Annotated in this window: 20 protein-coding genes; 6 read left to right on the forward strand and 14 right to left on the reverse strand. The window is 65.9% G+C overall.

Going from position 1 to position 18,143, the window contains the following annotated elements; translation table 11 throughout:
* The first annotated feature begins 16 nt into the window (after nucleotides 1-16).
* Nucleotides 17-742, forward strand: coding sequence for an acetoacetyl-CoA reductase (gene phbB, locus PKA57_RS03455; RefSeq protein WP_324297534.1), 726 nt, complete (start codon nucleotides 17-19; stop codon nucleotides 740-742).
* 2 nt (nucleotides 743-744) lie between these two features.
* On the opposite strand, the gene PKA57_RS03460 is transcribed toward phbB, so the two are convergent.
* The 4 genes from PKA57_RS03460 to gloB form a co-directional block, all read right to left on the reverse strand.
* Entirely contained in the window at nucleotides 745-1,374 is a 630-nt protein-coding gene (locus tag PKA57_RS03460) for a DUF882 domain-containing protein (protein ID WP_324297535.1), read from the reverse strand.
* Between the two features lie 17 nt (nucleotides 1,375-1,391).
* Nucleotides 1,392-2,258 (reverse strand): polysaccharide deacetylase family protein, encoded by an 867-nt coding sequence (locus PKA57_RS03465; RefSeq protein ID WP_324297536.1) that lies wholly within the window; start codon nucleotides 2,256-2,258, stop codon nucleotides 1,392-1,394.
* 74 nt (nucleotides 2,259-2,332) lie between these two features.
* Complete coding sequence (locus PKA57_RS03470; protein WP_324297537.1) at nucleotides 2,333-2,761, reverse strand: cupin domain-containing protein; 429 nt, start codon at nucleotides 2,759-2,761, stop codon at nucleotides 2,333-2,335.
* Nucleotides 2,762-2,763: 2 nt separating this feature from the next.
* On the reverse strand, nucleotides 2,764-3,534 hold the full coding sequence (gene gloB, locus PKA57_RS03475) for a hydroxyacylglutathione hydrolase (RefSeq protein ID WP_324297538.1): 771 nt from the start codon (nucleotides 3,532-3,534) through the stop codon (nucleotides 2,764-2,766).
* Nucleotides 3,535-3,652: 118 nt separating this feature from the next.
* On the opposite strand from gloB, the gene PKA57_RS03480 reads away from it, so the two are divergent.
* Nucleotides 3,653-4,414, forward strand: coding sequence for a methyltransferase domain-containing protein (locus tag PKA57_RS03480; protein ID WP_324297539.1), 762 nt, complete (start codon nucleotides 3,653-3,655; stop codon nucleotides 4,412-4,414).
* On the opposite strand, the gene metW is transcribed toward PKA57_RS03480, so the two are convergent.
* Nucleotides 4,415-5,065 (reverse strand): methionine biosynthesis protein MetW, encoded by a 651-nt coding sequence (metW, locus tag PKA57_RS03485; RefSeq protein WP_324297540.1) that lies wholly within the window; start codon nucleotides 5,063-5,065, stop codon nucleotides 4,415-4,417. It abuts the gene before it with no gap.
* Nucleotides 5,062-6,246 (reverse strand): homoserine O-acetyltransferase, encoded by a 1,185-nt coding sequence (locus PKA57_RS03490; protein WP_324297541.1) that lies wholly within the window; start codon nucleotides 6,244-6,246, stop codon nucleotides 5,062-5,064. The genes metW and PKA57_RS03490 overlap by 4 nt, the downstream gene beginning before the upstream one ends.
* 285 nt (nucleotides 6,247-6,531) lie before the next feature.
* On the opposite strand from PKA57_RS03490, the gene PKA57_RS03495 reads away from it, so the two are divergent.
* Genes PKA57_RS03495 through PKA57_RS03505 form a run of 3 tightly spaced genes read left to right on the forward strand, consistent with a single transcriptional unit; the run spans nucleotide 6,532 to nucleotide 9,472 of the window.
* Complete coding sequence (locus tag PKA57_RS03495) at nucleotides 6,532-7,428, forward strand: chorismate mutase (protein ID WP_324297542.1); 897 nt, start codon at nucleotides 6,532-6,534, stop codon at nucleotides 7,426-7,428.
* Between the two features lie 2 nt (nucleotides 7,429-7,430).
* Complete coding sequence (gene hisC, locus PKA57_RS03500) at nucleotides 7,431-8,528, forward strand: histidinol-phosphate transaminase (protein WP_324297543.1); 1,098 nt, start codon at nucleotides 7,431-7,433, stop codon at nucleotides 8,526-8,528.
* Nucleotides 8,525-9,472 carry a prephenate/arogenate dehydrogenase family protein gene (locus tag PKA57_RS03505; RefSeq protein WP_324297544.1) on the forward strand — a complete coding sequence of 316 codons (948 nt, stop codon included), beginning with the start codon at nucleotides 8,525-8,527 and terminating at the stop codon, nucleotides 9,470-9,472. The genes hisC and PKA57_RS03505 overlap by 4 nt, the downstream gene beginning before the upstream one ends.
* Here PKA57_RS03505 and PKA57_RS03510 read toward each other — a convergent pair.
* Nucleotides 9,469-10,605, reverse strand: a complete 1,137-nt coding sequence (locus PKA57_RS03510) for a DUF2125 domain-containing protein (protein WP_324297545.1) — start codon at nucleotides 10,603-10,605, stop codon at nucleotides 9,469-9,471. The two genes, PKA57_RS03505 and PKA57_RS03510, sit on opposite strands and share 4 nt — an antisense overlap.
* Before the next feature lie 96 nt (nucleotides 10,606-10,701).
* Here PKA57_RS03510 and PKA57_RS03515 point away from each other — a divergent pair, with 96 nt between their 5' ends.
* Nucleotides 10,702-11,214, forward strand: coding sequence for a gamma-glutamylcyclotransferase (locus PKA57_RS03515; protein WP_324297547.1), 513 nt, complete (start codon nucleotides 10,702-10,704; stop codon nucleotides 11,212-11,214).
* On the opposite strand, the gene PKA57_RS03520 is transcribed toward PKA57_RS03515, so the two are convergent.
* From PKA57_RS03520 to PKA57_RS03550, 7 genes are all read right to left on the reverse strand, one after another.
* Nucleotides 11,156-12,361: a crosslink repair DNA glycosylase YcaQ family protein gene (locus PKA57_RS03520; RefSeq protein WP_324297549.1), complete on the reverse strand. Its 1,206-nt coding sequence runs from the start codon at nucleotides 12,359-12,361 to the stop codon at nucleotides 11,156-11,158. The two genes, PKA57_RS03515 and PKA57_RS03520, sit on opposite strands and share 59 nt — an antisense overlap.
* A complete protein-coding gene (locus tag PKA57_RS03525) occupies nucleotides 12,358-12,798 on the reverse strand; it encodes a VOC family protein (protein WP_324297551.1) in 441 nt (146 codons plus the stop codon). Before PKA57_RS03525 ends, PKA57_RS03520 begins: the two co-directional genes overlap by 4 nt.
* Entirely contained in the window at nucleotides 12,783-13,259 is a 477-nt protein-coding gene (locus PKA57_RS03530) for a CreA family protein (protein WP_324297553.1), read from the reverse strand. The genes PKA57_RS03525 and PKA57_RS03530 overlap by 16 nt, the downstream gene beginning before the upstream one ends.
* Before the next feature lie 57 nt (nucleotides 13,260-13,316).
* A complete protein-coding gene (locus PKA57_RS03535) occupies nucleotides 13,317-13,898 on the reverse strand; it encodes a hypothetical protein (RefSeq protein ID WP_324297555.1) in 582 nt (193 codons plus the stop codon).
* Nucleotides 13,899-14,172: 274 nt separating this feature from the next.
* Nucleotides 14,173-16,485, reverse strand: coding sequence for an adenosylcobalamin-dependent ribonucleoside-diphosphate reductase (locus PKA57_RS03540; protein WP_324297557.1), 2,313 nt, complete (start codon nucleotides 16,483-16,485; stop codon nucleotides 14,173-14,175).
* Between the two features lie 192 nt (nucleotides 16,486-16,677).
* Complete coding sequence (locus tag PKA57_RS03545) at nucleotides 16,678-17,394, reverse strand: lysophospholipid acyltransferase family protein (RefSeq protein WP_324297559.1); 717 nt, start codon at nucleotides 17,392-17,394, stop codon at nucleotides 16,678-16,680.
* A gap of 21 nt (nucleotides 17,395-17,415) precedes the next feature.
* A complete protein-coding gene (locus PKA57_RS03550; protein ID WP_324297561.1) occupies nucleotides 17,416-18,018 on the reverse strand; it encodes a YdcF family protein in 603 nt (200 codons plus the stop codon).
* Nucleotides 18,019-18,143: the final 125 nt, after the last annotated feature.

An 18,143-nucleotide genomic window follows, 5' to 3' on the forward strand; every position in this document is an offset into this window, starting at 1 on the left:
CAAAAGGTTCCGACACATGAGCAGAGTTGCACTTGTCACGGGCGGCACGCGCGGCATCGGCCAGGCGATCTCGGTGACGCTGAAGGCGGCCGGATACAAGGTCGCTGCCAACTATGCCGGCAACGAGGCCGCCGCCGCAGCCTTCACCCGCGAAACGGGCATCCGGTCTTACAAATGGGACGTCGGCGATCATGAGGCTTGCGCCAGGGGCATCGCCGCGGTCGAGGCCGATCTCGGGCCCGTCGATATTCTCGTCAACAATGCCGGGATCACGCGCGACGCGATGCTTCACAAGATGACGCCGCAGCAATGGCGGGAGGTGATGAGCGTCGATCTCGATTCGATGTTCAACATGTGCCAGCCCGTGGTCAACGGCATGCGCGAACGCGGCTTCGGGCGCATCATCAACATCTCGTCGATCAACGGCCAGAAGGGCCAGATGGGCCAGACGAACTATTCGGCGGCCAAGGCCGGCGTCATCGGCTTCACGCGCGCGCTGGCGCAGGAAGTCGCGAAGAAAGGCGTGACGGTCAACGCCATCGCGCCGGGCTATATCGATACGGAAATGGTATCGGCCGTTCCGCCGAAGGTTCTCGAGAGCATCATCGCCACGATCCCGGTCGGCCGTCTCGGCACGGCGGATGAGATCGCTCATTGCGTCGTCTTTCTCGCCGACGACAAGGCCGGTTTCATCACCGGCGCGACATTGACGGCGAACGGCGCGCAATACATCACGGGCTGATTTCAGCCCTTCGGCTTCTCCGCCTCTTCGCGCTCATAGCGCTCGGCGCGCGTCGGGTCGCCATGCTCGGGATAGACCCAGCTGTCCGGCGGGCCGACATCGACGTGAACGAAGGGGCGCTTCACCGGATAGAAGCCGGCGCCGCCCTTGCCGAGCTTTTTCGCCACGCGATAGATCATGCCGGGGTCGGAGAAATCCTGCGTGAGATCCATCGCCATGCCGCGCATGTGGAAGCTCGATGGATCGACGCCGTCGGAATGCGCGGCGAGCCAGGCATTGGTGCTCTCCGAGCGAAAGCCGGACATGGTGTAGAGCGGCTGGGTCGATGGCGTGAGGCTGTCGATCTCCCAGAGCAGGTCGAGAAGCGCTGTGTGCATGCGCGTCGTCTCGCCGGTCCTGAGGTCGCGCATGAACCAGTCGATGCGCTTCAGCGCCTCGTCGATATAGGCGCCGTCCGCCCAATAGGTGATGTTGAGTTTCTCACCCGAATTGAGGCTCTGCATGTTGAGCGTGCGCTTGTAGGGCGCGGCTGCCTTGACGATGGCGGGGGCGGCAATGAGCCCCATGGCGCTTGCGCCCAGTGCGAGCGCGGCGCGCCGGGTGAGGGACTTTCCACTTCGTTTCGTCGTCATGGGCTTTCCGTCCTGCATCATTGCACCGTGCGCGGATTGCCGAGCAGCGGGTCCGGCGCATTGGCGGCAAGGGTGCGCGCATCGCTTTCGGGCACGAGCTGCACGAAGCGGTATCCGCGCTTTCGCAGCGCGACGATGAGGTCCGGCAGCATGTCCGCCGTGTGCGGCTTGGTGTCGTGGAGAATGAGGATGCCGCGTCCGAGCTGATCGATATTGGCAAGCGCGCGGCGCTTCACCTCGGCCGCCGAAATCCTGAGCCAGTCGTCGGCGCCGAACTCGCAGGAGACGGTGGCGATGTTGCGGGCGGCGAGCCATTTCATCAGCGGGGCTGAATCGTTGAGGCCGGGAAAGCGGAAGAAGGGCGCAAGCCGCGCCTGATCCTCGGGCGGGGCGGCGGCGAGCGCCTCCTCGACGGCGGCAAATCCGCGCGCGATCTCGCGCTTGGCGTCCTTCAGCGGCAGGTGGCGCAGATTGTTGGGGTGGAGCCAGCTATGGGTGCCGATGGTGTGGCCACGCGCCGCGACCTCGCGCACGAGGTCCGGGCGGGCCTTCGCATACCAGCCGACCATGAAGAAGGTCGCCTTGATGCAGTGCCGGTCGAGAATGTCGAGCACGCGCTCGGTCGTTTTCGGATCGGGCCCGTCATCGAAGGTGAGGGCGATCTCCTTCGGCCCGAGGGCCTCTCCGCCCGCATATTGCATGGTGCCGTAGCGCGCGCCGCCTCTTGTCGCCAGAACGACGGTGGGCGTCGGCGCCTCGCCAGTACAGGCAGCCCTGCCGGCATGGGCCGGCTCCACATGCATATGTGCTGGTTCCGCATGGGCGTGCAGCGCGAGGCCGATCGCGCCCGCCAGCAACAGGCCGGAAAGAAGTTTGATGCGCATGCCCCCGGGCTCCGGATTTCCCCGGAAGGCAATCTAGCATTGTTCCAAAACGGGAAAAGCGGATTCAGGCCTTGTCAGGCGCCGGGCGCCCAGTCCTTCCCGGCCATCTCGAAGCCCGCGAAGTCGAAGCCCGGCGCGACGGTGCAGCCGACCAGAGTGAAGGCGCCGAGCGGCTCGGCCGATTGCCAGTGGCGGGCCGGAATGACGATCTGCGGCCGTTCTCCCTTGAGGAGGTCGGGCCCGAGAACGGTGCGCGCCGCGAACTGGCTGTCGGGGGAGACGGACAGCGCCAGCGGTCCGCCCGCATACCAGTGCCAGACCTCGGCGGCGTCCACCCGGTGCCAATGCGAGCGTTCGCCCGCCCTGAGCAGGTAGTAGATCGCGGTGGAGCGGGCGCGCGGCTCGCCCTCGTCGCGAAAGGTTTCGCGGTACCATCCGCCTTCGGGGTGCGGCGCGAGATCGAGCAGGCGGATGATCTCGTCCGCGTCGGGCATGGAGGACATGATCAGAAATTGTCCTTGCGGCGGCGGGTTTCGGCGAAGACATCGACATTGGAGGCCGCCTCGAGGCCGATCGTGCGGCGCAGATCGTGGCTTGCGGCGCGCAGGAAGGGGTTGGTCGCCTTTTCGAGGCCGATGGTCGTCGGCACGGTCCATTCGCCGCGCGCGCGCTTCTCGTCGATTTCCTTTGCGCGGGCGACGAGGGCGGCGTTCTGCGGTTCGACGCTGAGCGCGAAGCGCGCGTTCGACTGCGTATATTCATGCGCGCAATAGACGGTGGTGTCGTCGGGCAGCGCCATCAGCTTGGAAAGCGACGTCCACATCTGCTCGGGCGTTCCCTCGAAGAGCCGGCCGCAACCGAGCGCGAAAAGCGTATCGCCAACGAAGACGGCGCCATCCTCCGCGAAATGATAGGCGATGTGGCCGCGCGTATGGCCCGGCACGTCGATGACGCGCGCGCTCGCCGCGCCGATTTCCACGATGTCGCCCTCGCCGACGGCGCGGTCGATGCCGGGAATGAGATCCTTCTCGCCCTTGGGGCCGATGATCGTGCAGCCCGTCTTCTCCTTGAGTTCCGCATTGCCGCCGGCATGGTCGAAATGATGATGCGTGTTGAGAATATGCGTGAGCTTCCAGCCCTTGCTGTCGAGCGCGGCGAGGAGGGGCGCTACCTCGGGCGTGTCGATGGCGGCGGTGGCGCCCGATGAGCGCTCATGCACGAGATAGCCATAATTGTCGTTGAGGGCGGCAAACTGGAGGATCTCGATATTGCTCATATGCGGTGTCCGGCTTTCACTGATGGGGGTTAGACATAAGGTAGTGTCGAGGAGGCCGAGTTTGAAGCCCTCATGGGGACGCAACGAAGCGTCAGGAAGAATCTGCTAGGGTTCCCGCATGCCGATGGATGTCATCGATCTCAGGAATTTTTACGGCAGGGCGCTCGGGCGGGTCGCGCGCGCGCTGATCGGCCGGCGGATTCGCGCCATGTGGCCCGAGGTGAAGGGGCTTTCCGTGCTCGGCCTCGGCTTTGCCACGCCCTATCTCGGACCGTTTCTGGGCGAGGCGGAGCGCGTCGTGGGGCTCATGCCGGCCCAGCAGGGCGTTCTGCGCTGGCCGCCTGAGGGGCGCTGCCTCACCGGCCTCGTCGATGAAAAGGAACTGCCGCTCGACGATGAGAGCATCGACCGCGTTCTCATCGTGCATGGGCTCGAGGCGAGCGAGGCGATGCGCGCCATGCTGCGGCAGGTGTGGCGCGTGCTGGCGCCGGGCGGGCGGGTGCTGATCGTGGTGCCGAACCGGCGCGGCCTCTGGGCGCGGCGCGAGGCGACGCCCTTCGGGCAGGGGCAGCCCTTCTCGCGCGGGCAGATCACGCAGGCGCTGCGCGAATCGATGTTCAGCCCGGCGGGCTGGGAGGTGGCGCTTTTCGTGCCGCCCTTCGATCTGCGGCCGCTGATGCGCTCGGCGCGCGCCTGGGAGCGTGTGGGCGCTTTCCTTTGGCCGCGCTTCGCTGGAGTCATTCTCGTCGAGGCGACGAAGCAGATCTATGCGGCGACGCCCATACCGGAGGCGCGCCGCGTGGCCGCGATCCGGCAGCGCGTGCGGGCTATGGCGCCGGTGCCGCGCGGCTGGCAGAAGGACATGGAAGACGAGCGCTGATTATTTCCGCGACAGCAGCAGCACCGCATCCTCGGCGAGCAGATTGTCGATGCGGCCGGGGCGTCCGACGCGGCGTGCGCGATTTCCACTGACGCTCACCGCATCGTCGATATTGAAATCGACCTCCTCGCAAAGCGCCACGAAGTCGCGCACCGTGCAGAGATGGATATTCGGCGTGTCGTACCAGGCATGGCCGAGCGTGCGCGTCACCGGCATGCGGCCGGAGCAGAGAAGCTGAAGCCGCACGCGCCAGTTGCCGAAATTGGGGAAGGAGACGACGGCGCGGCGGCCGATGCGCTTCATCTGCTGGAGCACCTCGCGGGGATTGCGCGTCGCCTGAATGGTCTGGCTCAGGATCACATAGTCGAAGGCATTGTCGGGATAGGTGCGAAGGTCGGTATCGGCATCGCCCTGAACGACGGAGAGCCCGCGTGAAACGCAGGCATTGACGCCCTCCTGCGAAAGCTCGATGCCGCGCCCGTCGACATTCTTCGTTCGCGCGAGCAGCGCGAGAAGCTCGCCATCGCCGCAGCCGACATCCAGCACGCGCGCATCGGGCGCGATCATCTCGGCGATGAGCGCGAGATCGACGCGGCTTTGCGCATGGCCGTTATTGCCGCCATTCGAGGACGTCACGTCTCTTGCCGTCATTCCGCCAACCCCCGGCGCTTGGCGGCCGAACCGATGAAGCCCCTGAGGGTCGAGAACATTTCCGGCTCGTCGAGCAGGAAGGCGTCATGCCCCTTGTCGGTCGCGATCTCGACGAAGCTCACATTGGCGGCGGCCGCATTGAGCGCCTGCACGATCTGGCGATTGTCCGAGGTCGGAAAGAGCCAGTCGGATGTGAAGGAGACGACGCAGAAGCGCGTCGCCGTGCCCTTGAAGGCGTTGGCGAGCACGCCGCCATAATCGGCCGCGAGATCGAAGTAATCCATCGCGCGCGTGATGTAGAGATATGAATTCGCGTCGAAGCGGTCGACGAAGGTCGAGCCCTGATGGCGCAGATAGGATTCGATCTGGAAATCGGCGTCGAAGCCATAGGTGACCTTCTCGCGGTTCTGCAGATTGCGGCCGAACTTGCGGTGAAGGGCCGCCTCCGAGAGATAGGTGATATGCGCGGCCATGCGCGCGACGGCGAGACCTTTCGCCGGCGTCGTGCCTTCGTCGAGATAGGCGCCGCCTCTCCATTCGGGATCGGCCATGATCGCCTGCCGGCCGACCTCGTGGAAGGCGATGTTCTGCGCGGAGTGGCGCGCGGCGGTCGCGATCGGAATGGCCGAGAAGACGCGCTCGGGATAGGCGGCCGCCCATTGCAGCACCTGCATGCCGCCCATGGAGCCGCCGATGACGCAGAAAATGTCCCTGATGCCGAGCCGGTCGAGCAGCATGGCCTGCGCCCGCACCATGTCGCCGATGGTGATGACGGGGAAGGAGAGGCCATAGGGCTTGCCGGTCGCGGGGTCGGTGTCCATCGGCCCCGTCGTCCCCATGCAGCCGCCGATGACGTTCTGGCAGATGACGAAGAAGCGGTCCGTGTCGATGGGCAGGCCCGGCCCCACCATCTGCGCCCACCAGCCGCCGGGCTTACCGGTGATCGGATGGCGGCTCGCGACATACTGGTCGCCCGTCAGCGCGTGGCAGACGAGGACGACGTTCGACTTGTCGGCGTTGAGCGTTCCGTAGGTCTGGTAGGCGATGGTGAAGGGCGAAAGGCTGACGCCGCAGTCGAGCGCCAGCGGCGTCTCGGGCCCGAAGGTCTCGACGGCGCTCACGGCCTCGACCCCATCCGCGGTTGCGGCGGGCCCGGTTTTCAGCTCTCGGCTCTTGCTCATCGCCCGGCCATCTTTCCCTAAAATCTCGGAGCAAGCCACGGGCGGCAGGGTCAGACGGGCGCTGGGCCAGGACCATTCCGGACCCCCGGCGGCAGGCTGCATAGCTAGAGACCAGGCCCGCTAAATGTCAATGTTTTCTTTGATTTTGCCGGGTACGCCGCTTATGAATACCCCTCTTGCGGGCGGGGCGTGGGGGCCTTCCGCCTTCAATCTGGAGTCCCGTTCCGGCCAGCCGGATCGCCGCCGGGAGCCTTGTGACGAGAGCCCCCTGAAGAGCTGAGCCCCATGTCGAGCAAGACCATGAATCCCGAAAAGGCGCTCGCCGAGGTCCGGCGCGAAATCGATACGATCGACGACGCCATCCAGGACCTGCTGATGAAGCGGACCGAACTTGTCGTCGAGGTCGCCGAGGCCAAGGCCCGGGCGGCCAGCGCCGAGGGGCAGGGCAGCTTCATCGCCTTCCGGCCGGGCCGCGAGGCGGAGGTGCTGCGCCGCCTTGCCAGCCGCCAGAGGGGGCAGTTGCCGCTCAAGGTCGTCTTCCGCATCTGGCGCGAGATCATCTGCACCATGACGCGCATTCAGGGGCCGTTCCGGGTCGATGTGTTCGGCGCCGACCGGGATCTCGCCTTCTGGGATCTGGCGCGGAGCTATTACGGCTCGTCGACCGATATGGAGCTTCACGAGACGGCGCGCGACGTGCTGCGCCGCGTCTCGCATGACCGTTCCGCCATCGGCATTCTGCCCGAGCCCGGCAATTATGCGGGTGGCGACTGGTGGCCGGCGCTGGCGGGCGGAGGCGCGGAGGGACCGCGCGTCGTCGGGCGGGTGCCCTTCCTGGAGATCGGCGCCGATGCGGAGGCGGTGCGCGGCCTCGTCGTCGCGCAGGCCGATTTCGAGCCGACCGGAGACGATACGAGCCTTGTCGCGGTCGCGACCGAGGGCGATGTGAGCGAGGCGACGATTGCGGCGCGGGTCAAGGCGGCGGGACTTGACGCAAGGCGGATCGCCGTCGCGGCGACGAAGGACGGACAGGCGCTTCACCACAATCTCTTCGCGGTGGCGGGCCATATCGATGCGGGCGATCCGCGCATCGCGGCGCTCGCGGCGGATGGGGCGATCGAAGCCGCTTCCGTCATCGGCGGCTATGCGAACCCCGTTCAGCGCGCAAAGGATGGCGAGTGACCATGACGCACCCTCTTCCCCAAAAGGGCATTCTCGAGATCGAGCCCTATGTCGCGGGCCGCGCGCAGGCGCATGGCGCGGAGCGGGTCTTCAAGCTCTCGGCCAATGAGACGCCGCTCGGGCCAAGTCCCCGCGCGCGCGAGGCTTTCATCGCGGCGGCGGGCGGGCTCGAGTGCTACCCGGAAGGCTCGGCCAGCGAATTGCGCCGGGCGATCGGCGAGCGCTTCGGGCTCAGTCCCGACCGCATCGTCTGCGGCGCCGGTTCGGACGAACTGCTGCACCTTCTCGCTCAGGCCTATCTCGGCGAGGGCGACGAGGCGATCGCGACCGAGCACGGCTTTCTCGTCTATCCCATCGTCACCAGGGCCGCGGGCGCGAAGCTCGTTTCGGTGCGCGAGAAGGGCCTGCGCGCCGATGTCGATGCGATCCTCGCCGCGGTGACGCCGCGGACGAAGATCGTCTTCCTCGCCAATCCCAACAACCCGACGGGAAGTTATCTGCCGGTCGACGAGGTGAAGCGGCTCCATGCCGGACTTCGCTCCGACATCCTCTTCGTGATCGACGCTGCCTATTCCGAATATGTGCGCAAGAACGATTACGAAAGCGGCATTGAGCTTGTGGCGACGTCGGACAATGTGGTGATGACGCGCACCTTCTCGAAGATTTACGGCCTCGCCGCGCTCCGGCTCGGCTGGATGTATGCGCCGGCCCATGTCGTCGATGTCATCAATCGCATCCGCGGCCCCTTCAACGTCTCCGTTCCGGCGCTCGAGGCGGGCATCGCAGCGATCCGCGACATCGCGCATTTCGAGAAGGCGCGTGCGCATAACGAGACATGGCTCGCATGGCTCAGCGAGGAGATCGGCAAGCTCGGCCTCGAGGTGGCGCCGAGCGTTGCGAATTTCCTGCTCATCCGTTTCCCCGAAGAAGCGGGAAAGACGGCGCAGGACGCCGACCGCTTCCTGATGACGCGCGGGCTCATTCTCCGGCAGGTCGGCTCCTACGGGCTTCCGCAGCATCTCCGGCTCAGCGTCGGCACGGAGGAGGCAAACCGCCTCGTCGTCGCCGCGCTCGCCGAATTCATGGGGAAGCGCGCATGAGCGCAGATCCGAAATTCGCGCGCATCGCCATTATCGGCCTCGGCCTTATCGGCGGTTCGCTCGGCTATGCGGTGAAGCGCGGCAAGCTCGCCGATCACGTTGTCGGCTATGCGACGAGCGAGGCGACGCGGCGCCGCGCGCTCGAACTCGGCTTCATCGACAGCGCCGCCGCGAACCTCGCGGAAGCGGTGAGCGATGCCGATCTCGTCGTGCTCTGCACGCCGGTCGGCGCGCTTGGCGATGTCGCCACTGCCATCGAGAAGCATCTGAAGAAGGGCGCGATCCTCACCGATGCGGGATCGGTCAAGACGGCGGTCATCCGCGATGTCGGCCCCTTCGTGCCGGAAGGCGTCAGCTTCATCCCCGGCCACCCGATCGCGGGCACCGAGCAGTCCGGCCCCGATGCGGGCTTTGCCGAACTTTTCGACGGGCGCTGGTGCATTCTGACGCCGGTGCCGGGCACGGACCGGGCCGCGCTCGCAAAGCTCACCGCCTTCTGGGAGGCCTGCGGCTCGAAGGTCGATGTGATGGAGCCGAAGCATCACGATCTGGTGCTCGCCATCGTCAGCCATCTGCCGCATCTCATCGCCTACAACATCGTCGGCACGGCGGACGATCTCGAAACGGTGACGGAATCCGAGGTCATCAAATATTCCGCCGGCGGCTTTCGCGATTTCACGCGCCTTGCCTCCTCCGATCCGACCATGTGGCGCGACATCTGCCTCAACAACAAGGACGCGATCCTCGAAATGCTCGGCCGTTTCTCGGAGGATCTCTCGGCCATGCAGCGCATGATCCGCTGGGGCGACGGTGAGGGGCTTTTCGCGCTCTTCACACGGACGCGCGCCGTCCGCCGCGCCATCATCGATGCGGGGCAGGACGTTTCGGCCCCGAATTTCGGCCGCACTCCGGGCCAGGCTGGCCCCGGGGGCGGGCGCGGCTAGAAGAGCGGGTCGAGCGTCGCGACCAGAAGCGGGCCGAGGAAGAGCCTTCCGTCCTTCATCAGAACGGGAACATGGACCCGGCCCGATTTGTCACCCTGCAACTGCGCGACAAGGCCGATGCCGACAAGCGCGACGCGCGCATCCTTCTCGTTGACGACCTTCGCCTTCACAAGCGCGCTCACGAGCCCCGCATAATCCGCGATGGCGGCATCGAGACGGCCTTCCGGCCGCATCTGCCGGTCGAGCGTCACCTCGCCCTGCGCCATGAGATCGAGCGCGCCCCATTTGATAGCGAGATCGGAAATGGCGAGCCTGCCACCATTGGCCAGCCATTCGCGTGACATCTCGACCGGGCTCGCATTGGTGCTTGGGGGCAGGTTGCGCAAGCGCGCCTGCGCGGCGAAAAGCGTCATGCGCTCGCCGAGAACCTTCGAAGCGGCGAGGCGCTCAAGGTCGATGTCGTCGCCTTGAAGTGCGATGTCATAGCTTGCCGCGTCGCCCGGCGCGGGTGGGCTTCCCGGATCCGTTGCGGCGGGCTGCGCGTGAAGCTGCAGACGACCGGCGGCGAAGCGGCCTTCCTTTCCCGCGCCTGCCTTGGCCCCGGGCTTGTCAGTGCCGGTATCGTGCAGCGCGACGAGATTGTTGATGTCGATGGCGAGCCGGCCGACCGGCGCGCCGTCGATGGCGACATAGCTCGCCCATGCGCCGTCCGAAATCATGCTGACGGTGTGCGTTTGCCGCGCGGCGCCGGATACGTCGCGATATTTCAGAAGCTGTCCGCCCTCGATCTTCAGCACGACGTGGCGGAGATTGTAGGGCAGGAAATCGGCTTCGAGATTTTCCGCCGACCATTCCCATGCTTCCGGCGCGTTCGGCGCGCGGATGATGGGGGCGACGAAGTCGGCTTCGATGCGGTAGGGGAAACCCGAAATCGAGAATGTGTCCCAGCCGACGGCAATCTTCTCGGCAGGCGCGGCGGCGAAACGCTCGATCGCCTCACGCGTCTTGCCGGCGGCGACATACCAGTAGGCCGAATAGACGGCGAGCCCCGCGATGAGGACAAGTGTTGGCCCGAAAATGCGCCATGAAAATACAGGCGCGGCATTTCTCGTGTCGGGTGGTGTGCTCGTCATGGTGTCGATAATATCCGCCGCGCCGTTCATGAAATCCAGAACATGCTTCCGGGGCACAGGATGCAGGATTTATGGGTCTTTGGATATGGGTCGCTGATGTGGCGGCCGGGTTTCGAGCATGAGGAGCGCAGGCCCGCGCTTCTCAGGGGCTATCGCCGTTCATTCTGCGTCTACAGCCATGTGCACCGAGGCACGCCGGAGCGGCCGGGCCTCGTTTTCGGCCTCGATGCGGGCGGCGCCTGCCGGGGCGTCGCCTTTCGCGTGGCGGCTTCGCGGGCGGAGGAAACGCGGCGCTATCTGCAGGCGCGCGAGCAGGTGACATCGGTTTATGTCGAAGCGTTGAAAAACGTCGAACTCGTCGACGAGAAGCGCCGCGTCGAGGCGCTCTGCTTCATCGTCGACCGCAGGCATCCGCAATATGCGGGCGCGCTTCCCTTCGAGCGGCAGGTCGAAATCGTCGCGGGCGCGGAGGGGCGGTCGGGCCGGAATCCCGACTATCTGGAAAGCACGGTCCGCCATCTCGAGGAAACGGGCATTGCCGATCGTGAGCTTACGCGCCTCTGGCACGCCGTAGCGGAGCGCCTGCCTCTACCCGATCGGCGCCGGTGAAGCTGGCAAGTTTGCCAAGCGCATCCTCGATCGCGGCCTTGCGCGTCTTGTCGAGCTTCACACTCGGTTCGAGCCACATGCCTTTCACTTCGAGCAGGCCCTTGTCGCGATGCGTCTTCAGGTCCGCGCGCGCAACGAAGCGGTCGCCTTCGAGGATCGGCAGCACATAGTAGCCATAGCGTCGTTTCGCCTCGGGCATGAAGATCTCGATACGGTAGTCGAAACCGAAAAGACGGATCGTGCGTTTTCTGTCGCGAATCGCCGGATCGAAAGGCGAGAGGAGCCGCGCGCCATCAGGCATCTCGTCGAGCGCGGCGAGCTGCGCTTCGATGCCGGGCAGTGCGAGCGCTGGTTTCCGCGTGCCGTCGGCGCCTTCGACGGCGACCTCGACGATCTCCTTCCGGCGCAGCGCCGCCTTCGCCCAGGCCCGTGCCTCAGCGATCTCGACGAGGTCGAAGAAGGCGGCGATCTCCGTGGGCGTCGCCATGGCGAGGCGTTCCAGCGCCTCGCGGCAGGCCCAATCGACCGTCTGGCCGCGCGTGGGGCGCGCCTTGCGCCATTCATCCGGGATCACGCGCGGGGCGAGATCATAGACCTTCTCGAAGCCGTCGCGCCGCGCGATGGCGAGCTCGCCCGTGCGCCAGAGATATTCGAGCGCCGTCTTCGAGGGGCCCCAGCCCCACCAGCCGCCTTCGCCCTTGTCCTCGAAATCGCGCGCGGCGAGCGCGCCTTCCTTGCGGATGCGGGCGCGCACATTGCGGATCGTCTTTTCGGGCTCGGGGCCGAAGCGCTGCCGCCAGCGCGGATGATTGATGCGCGCCTTCGCCGCGCGAAAGCGGTGATGCCAGTGCGGGTAGAATTCGATGGGGATGAGCGAGGCGTCGTGCGTCCAGTGCTCGAAGAGGGCGCGGTGCTCGTGATGGAGGGCGTGGAGGGTTTCGCGCCTGTATCCTCCCGCGCGCGAAAAGAGGATCATGTGGTGGGCGCGTTCCACCGTGTTGACGGAATCGAGTTGCACGAAGCCGAGCTTGCGCACCAGCGCGAGCGTTTCCTCATGGTCGAGCGCGTGAGCGGCGCGAAGCCCGAGTGCGTGGCGGTCGAGAAAGAGGCGGCGGGCATCGCCATTCGATATGTCGAGAGGCGTCATGCGGGCCGCGGCTCGAAGACATATTCGAGTTTCAGCCCGTCCGGGTCCGCGAACATGACGGCGTAGTAGCCCTCGCCATATTCGGGATAGTCCGCAGGCGGATCGAGAACGGCCGCATCCATCGTGACGAGCAGCCTGTGGAGCGCATCCACATCCTCGCGGCTTTCCGCGCGCCATGCGACATGGTGAAGGCCCGGCGAATAGCGATCGTGGCGGCGCGATCTGCCTTCGCCTTTCGCGGCGAAGATACCGATGGTTGGCAGATGGCCGGGCGAGACTGCATGTTCCCAGTCGATGCCGTTTTCATCCTCCGACCAGCGGCGATAGCCCATATGGCCGAGCACGGCGTCATAGAAGGGCGCCGAGCGCGCGACGTCGGAGACGGTGAGGTCGAGATGGTGGAAGAGGCCGCGCATTTGCCTCAGCGGCCCGTCCATGGCGTCACGGGCACGCTCGCCACCGCGTTGAAGGGCGAGCCGTCGATGATCTTGTCGCTGATGGCGAGGTAGACGAGCGTTCTGCGCCTCGCATCGACGATGCGATAGACCTTCGTGTGCTTGAAGAAGACGGAAGTCTTTTCGGAATAGACCTTCTCGCGCGATTTGAGTTTCGTGAGGTCGGCGGTGACGGGCCCCGTCTGGATGCAGGAGAGCGAGAAGCGCGACGGGTCTTCGGCGAGACCCACCATGCCGGACATGCCGCCCGTGCGGGCCTGCGCGATGTAGCAGGTGACGCCGCCCACCTTCTCGTCGTCGAAACCCGAGACGCAGACCTTGTCATTCGCGCCCATGACGCGGAATGTGGTCGAGACGCAATCTATGTCGTCGGCGCGGGCGGGCGATGTGAGCGCAAGCGCGGCGAGAAGCCCTAGGCACGCGCTGACCAGAAGCGTTCGCATGGCGACGATGTCCCTTTGCGGCCGGTGCCCCCTGTCTTTCGCGGGCATGTCGCGATGTTACCCGCAAATCGCGCGCTGTCGATCAAACTTGTTCCAGCGGATCGCATAGCCGCCGCGCACCATGGCGCAGTTGAGTTCCGTGCCGGCCGATGTGCGGCAGATGGCGGTCACGCGGCCATAGCTCGTGCCGGTAGCCTCGCAGGTGAGCCTTTGACCGAGCGCGAGCGCTTCGAGCGCTCGTTTGGCGGCCGCTCCCGAAGCGCCGGGGCATGGATGTCCGGGCAGGCAGGTTTCGTCGAGTTCGCGCGCGGCGATCGCATGAAGGCGGATTTTCGGCCCCTCGGCGCAATAGATGGGGCCGTCCCCGTCGTGAACGCCGGTCACCGTGCAGGTGAAGGCACCCGCAGGCGCAGGCGCGGGCAGGGAAGCCACGCGCGGGCGGATCGCTTCCGGGAAGGGGAAGTAATAGACGAGGCCGAAGACGCTGGCGGCGAAAAGCAGCGTCACGAGCGCGAAGGATGGCCGCCAGAGCCTCTCGCACTCCCGCTTCGCCGGCGCGTTGTGCGAGGACTTGCGGTATGGGCCCGGCGTGCGTTGGGCCCGTCTGAAATTTGGATATTTGTCCCGTGCGGAAAACATGCGTCCATCCGGAAGCCGGGGCGGTTCCGGATGAAGATAGTTATCGGGCCTTAAGGCTTCCCGGCTTTGCGGCCGCCAATTTGTTTCAAATTGGACGGGCTCGCGGGTGGTTTGCCGTCATTGCGGCAAGGGGCGATGAGAGGTTGAGCCCGCAGTCTCGCGCGGATCGTTATGGCCGGCTTGTCCGGGCCATCCACGTTTTCATGCGCGCTTTGAAACTGGCTCCCGCATGCCCCGCATGAAGCCGGGCATGACGCCTATGGGAGCCGATCGCTCAACTGCATTTCGAAAAGCCGCAGGAGGTGCAGGTCTCGCAGCCTTCCTGACGGATCATCGCGCGCTCGCCGCAGCGCGGGCAGCCCTTGAGCTTCGCCGCGCTCGTGCCCTGTTCGGGCTTTTCGCCCACAATGGCGCGGACGGCTTCCTGCAGCGGGTGGCCGTCCTCCTTCGCGATGAAGCCCGTGTCGATCATGTGCTGCTCGATCACCTCGCCGATGGCGGCGAGCAGGCTCGGCACATAGCGGCCCTTCATCCATGAGCCGCCGCGCGGATCGAAGACGGCCTTCAGTTCCTCCACCACGAAGGTCACGTCGCCGCCGCGGCGGAAGACGGCCGAGATCATGCGCGTCAGCGCCACCGTCCAGGCGTAGTGCTCCATGTTCTTCGAGTTGATGAAGATCTCGAAGGGGCGGCGCCTGCCGTCCTGCACGATGTCGTTGATGGTGATGTAGATCGCGTGGTCGCTCTCCGGCCATTGCAGCTTGTAGGTGAAGCCCGGCAGCACCGTCTCGCGCTCGAGCGGCTTCGACATGTAGACGACGCCATCCTTCTCGTAGGGCGTCTGCTTCGGCGCGTTGAGCGGCAGGGCGGGTTGCGTCTCCCCGGCGCTCGGGGCGGTATCGACCGAGAGCACGGAGCCGCGCACATCGCTCGGGCGGTAGGTGGTGCAGCCCTTGAGCCCCTGCTCATAGGCCTGCATGTAAACATCCTTGAACGCCTCGAAGGAAATGTCCTCCGGCACGTTGATCGTCTTGGAGATCGAGCTGTCGATATAGTCCTGGCAGGCGGCCTGAACCGCGATGTGCTCGGCCGGCGTCAGTTCCTGCGCGTTGACGAAATAATCCGGCAGCGCCGCCGTCTCGCCGAACGCCGCGCGGAACTTCATCACCGCGTAATCGACCACCTGCTCCTCGCGCCGCGTGCCGTCGGGCATCAGCACCTTGCGCGTGTAGGAATAGGCGAAAACGGGCTCGATGCCGGACGAGACGTTGCCCGCGAAGAGCGAGATCGTGCCCGTCGGCGCGATGGAGGTGACGAGCGCGTTGCGGATACCGTGCCGCGCGATCGCCTCGCGCACGTCCTCGTCGAGCGTGGCGATGGTCTCGCCGGCGAGATAGGCGTCGCGGTCATAGAGCGGGAAGGGGCCCTTCTCCTTCGCGATCTCGACGGAAGCGAGATAGGCGGCGCGGGAGAGCGCGCGCATCCACTTGCGGATGAGCGCGATCGAGGCGGGCGCGCCATAGCGCTGGCGGCACATGATGAGCGCGTCGGCGAGCCCCGTGACGCCGAGGCCGATGCGGCGCTTGGCCTGCGCCTCATGCGCCTGCTGGGGCAGCGGGAAGCGCGAGACATCGACGACATTGTCCATCGCGCGGATGGCGACGCGAACGAGGCCGTCGAGTTCCTTCTCGTCGATCCGCGCCTTCTCCGTGAACGGATCACGGACGAGCGCGGCAAGGTTGATCGAGCCGAGCAGGCAGGCGCCATAGGGCGGCAGGGGCTGCTCGCCGCAGGGGTTCGTCGCGTGGATCGTCTCGCAATAATGGAGATTGTTGCGCGCGTTGATGCGGTCGATGAAGATGACGCCGGGCTCCGCATAGGCATAGGTCGCGGAGATGATCCTGTCCCAGAGCGCGCGGGCCTTCAGCGTCCTGAAGACCTGACCGCCAAAGACGAGCGGCCAGTCGGCATCGGCCTTCACCGCCGCCATGAAGGCGTCGGTCACCAGCACCGAGAGGTTGAACATGGTGAGGCGGCCGGGCTCGCGCTTGGCGTCGATGAATTGCTCGATGTCGGGATGGTCGCAGCGCATCGTCGCCATCATGGCGCCGCGGCGCGAGCCCGCCGACATGATGGTGCGGCACATGGCGTCCCAGACATCCATGAAGGAGAGGGGGCCGGAGGCGTCCGCGCCGACGCCCTTCACGGGCGCGCCGCGGGGGCGCAGCGAGGAGAAGTCGTAGCCGATGCCGCCGCCCTGCTGCATGGTGAGGGCGGCTTCCTTCAGGCTTTCGAAGATGCCGGCCATCGTGTCCGGAATCTCGCCCATGACGAAGCAGTTGAAGAGGGTGACGTCGCGGCGCGTGCCCGCGCCCGCGATGATCCGGCCCGCCGGAAGGAAGCGATAGCCCGCCAGGGCGTCACGGAAGCGCCCGGCCCATTCGGCCCGCGCCTCGGGCGCCTCGGCCTCGGCAAGCGCATTGGCGATGCGCGTCCAGGTGTCCTCGACGGTCAGGTCCACAGGGGTCCCGTCTTCGCCCCGGAGGCGGTATTTCATATCCCAGATCTGTTCGGCGATCGGATGCATGGCGGCCTTCGAATTCGTTTGAGAGGGGCAGCCTAGTCCCAGCGGTTCGGCCGGGTCAATGTTCTCTTTTTGTCCAGAACAAGCCACAGGCTGAGACAGGTTAAAAGCCTGAAATGTCTATATGATTACCGTTATCCCCGATTTCCACAGGCAGGGCGGACGAATCTGTCCACATGAGTCGCGGCAGGGCGCTCAGCCAGCCATGCCGGCTTCGTCGAGGAGTTTTCCGGTCGCACCCTCGATGCGGGCTTCGAGTTCGGCCATGAAGGCCTGCCGGTCGAAGCCCGGAGCTATCGGTTCAAGAAATTCGATGAGGATGGTGCCGGGGCGGCGAAGGAACTTCCGGCGCGGCCAGAAAAGACCGGAATTGACGGCCACGGGCACGCAGGCCACGCCGAGCTGGCGGTAGAGGGCGGCGACGCCGGGCTTGTAGTCGGGGGCTGCCCCCGGCGCGACGCGGTGCCCCTCGGGAAAGATGACGATCGGCCGGCTGGCCGCCGCCGCCGCCTTGCCCTGCGAGACGAGGCTTCTGAGCGCATTGGCGCCCGAGCCCCGGTCGATGGCGATCATGCCGGTCTTGCGGGAGAACCAGCCGTAATAGGGGATCCACAGAAGCTCCTGCTTCATCACCATGGCGGGGTCGTTGAGGATCGCCGTGTAGATGATCGTGTCCCACATGGACTGATGCTTGGAGGCGACGAGGACGGCGCCTTCCGGGAGCCTGCCCCTGATCTCGTAGCGTGTGCCCGCGACGATGCGCAGGAGCCACATGGTGAGGTGCGACCACTGCCTCATGGCCCATACCGACCAGCCCCTCGGCAGCGCGAGAAGCGGCGTCGCGGCGACGATGATGACGACGGTCGAGAGATAGAAGGCGAGGTTGAAGGCGATTGAGCGGAGCCAGAGCAAGCGGGGGTGTTCCTTTCAGCCTCAGATCTCCGGCCGCCGCAGAAGCGGGCGGGCATGGGCAAGCGTCAGCAGATATTTCGAATATTCGGCCACGAGCAGCTTCGTCGTGCCGGGAAAATCCCACCAGCCATCGAGATGCAGCGTGTCCTGCACGACAGGGAAGGGCGTGATCGAGATGCCGGGCATGGCGCGCTTCAGCTCCAGCGTCGCGCGCGGCACGTGATAGGTCGATGTGACGAGGATGATCGAGCGATACTGATGCGTGCGCACCCATTCGGCCGTCTCGTTCGCATTGCCGATGGTGTTCTCGGCCTGGCGGCCGACATCGACGCAGCAGTCGAACTTTCCGGCGGGCCCCGCGATCATGCGCCTGACGGTTCCGATCTTCACTTCGGGGTGGACGCCGGTGATGAGCAGCCGCTGGCCCTTGCCGTCTACGAGCAGCTTGTAGGCTTCGGTGATGCGGCCTTCGCCGCCCGTCAGCGCGACGATGCCGTCGGCGACCGGCACATCATCAGGCGGCCTGCGGTCGAGCTCGGCCGCAAAGACAAAAAAGCCCACGACATAGGCGGTCAGCGCAAGGCCCGCGATGCCTGTCAGGCCGCGCGCGATCCGTCGCCTCATTCCGCCTCGCAGCGCAGTCTCCGCCGCCATCTTTCCGCTACCTGCAAATTTACGCACCGTTCCGGTGTCCGGGGACCGAAACGGGGGGTCCCGGAACGGGGGGACTGTAGCATAGAGGCGGGAGG

This window comes from Parvibaculum sp., from assembly GCF_035325945.1.
Lineage (GTDB): Bacteria > Pseudomonadota > Alphaproteobacteria > Parvibaculales > Parvibaculaceae > Parvibaculum.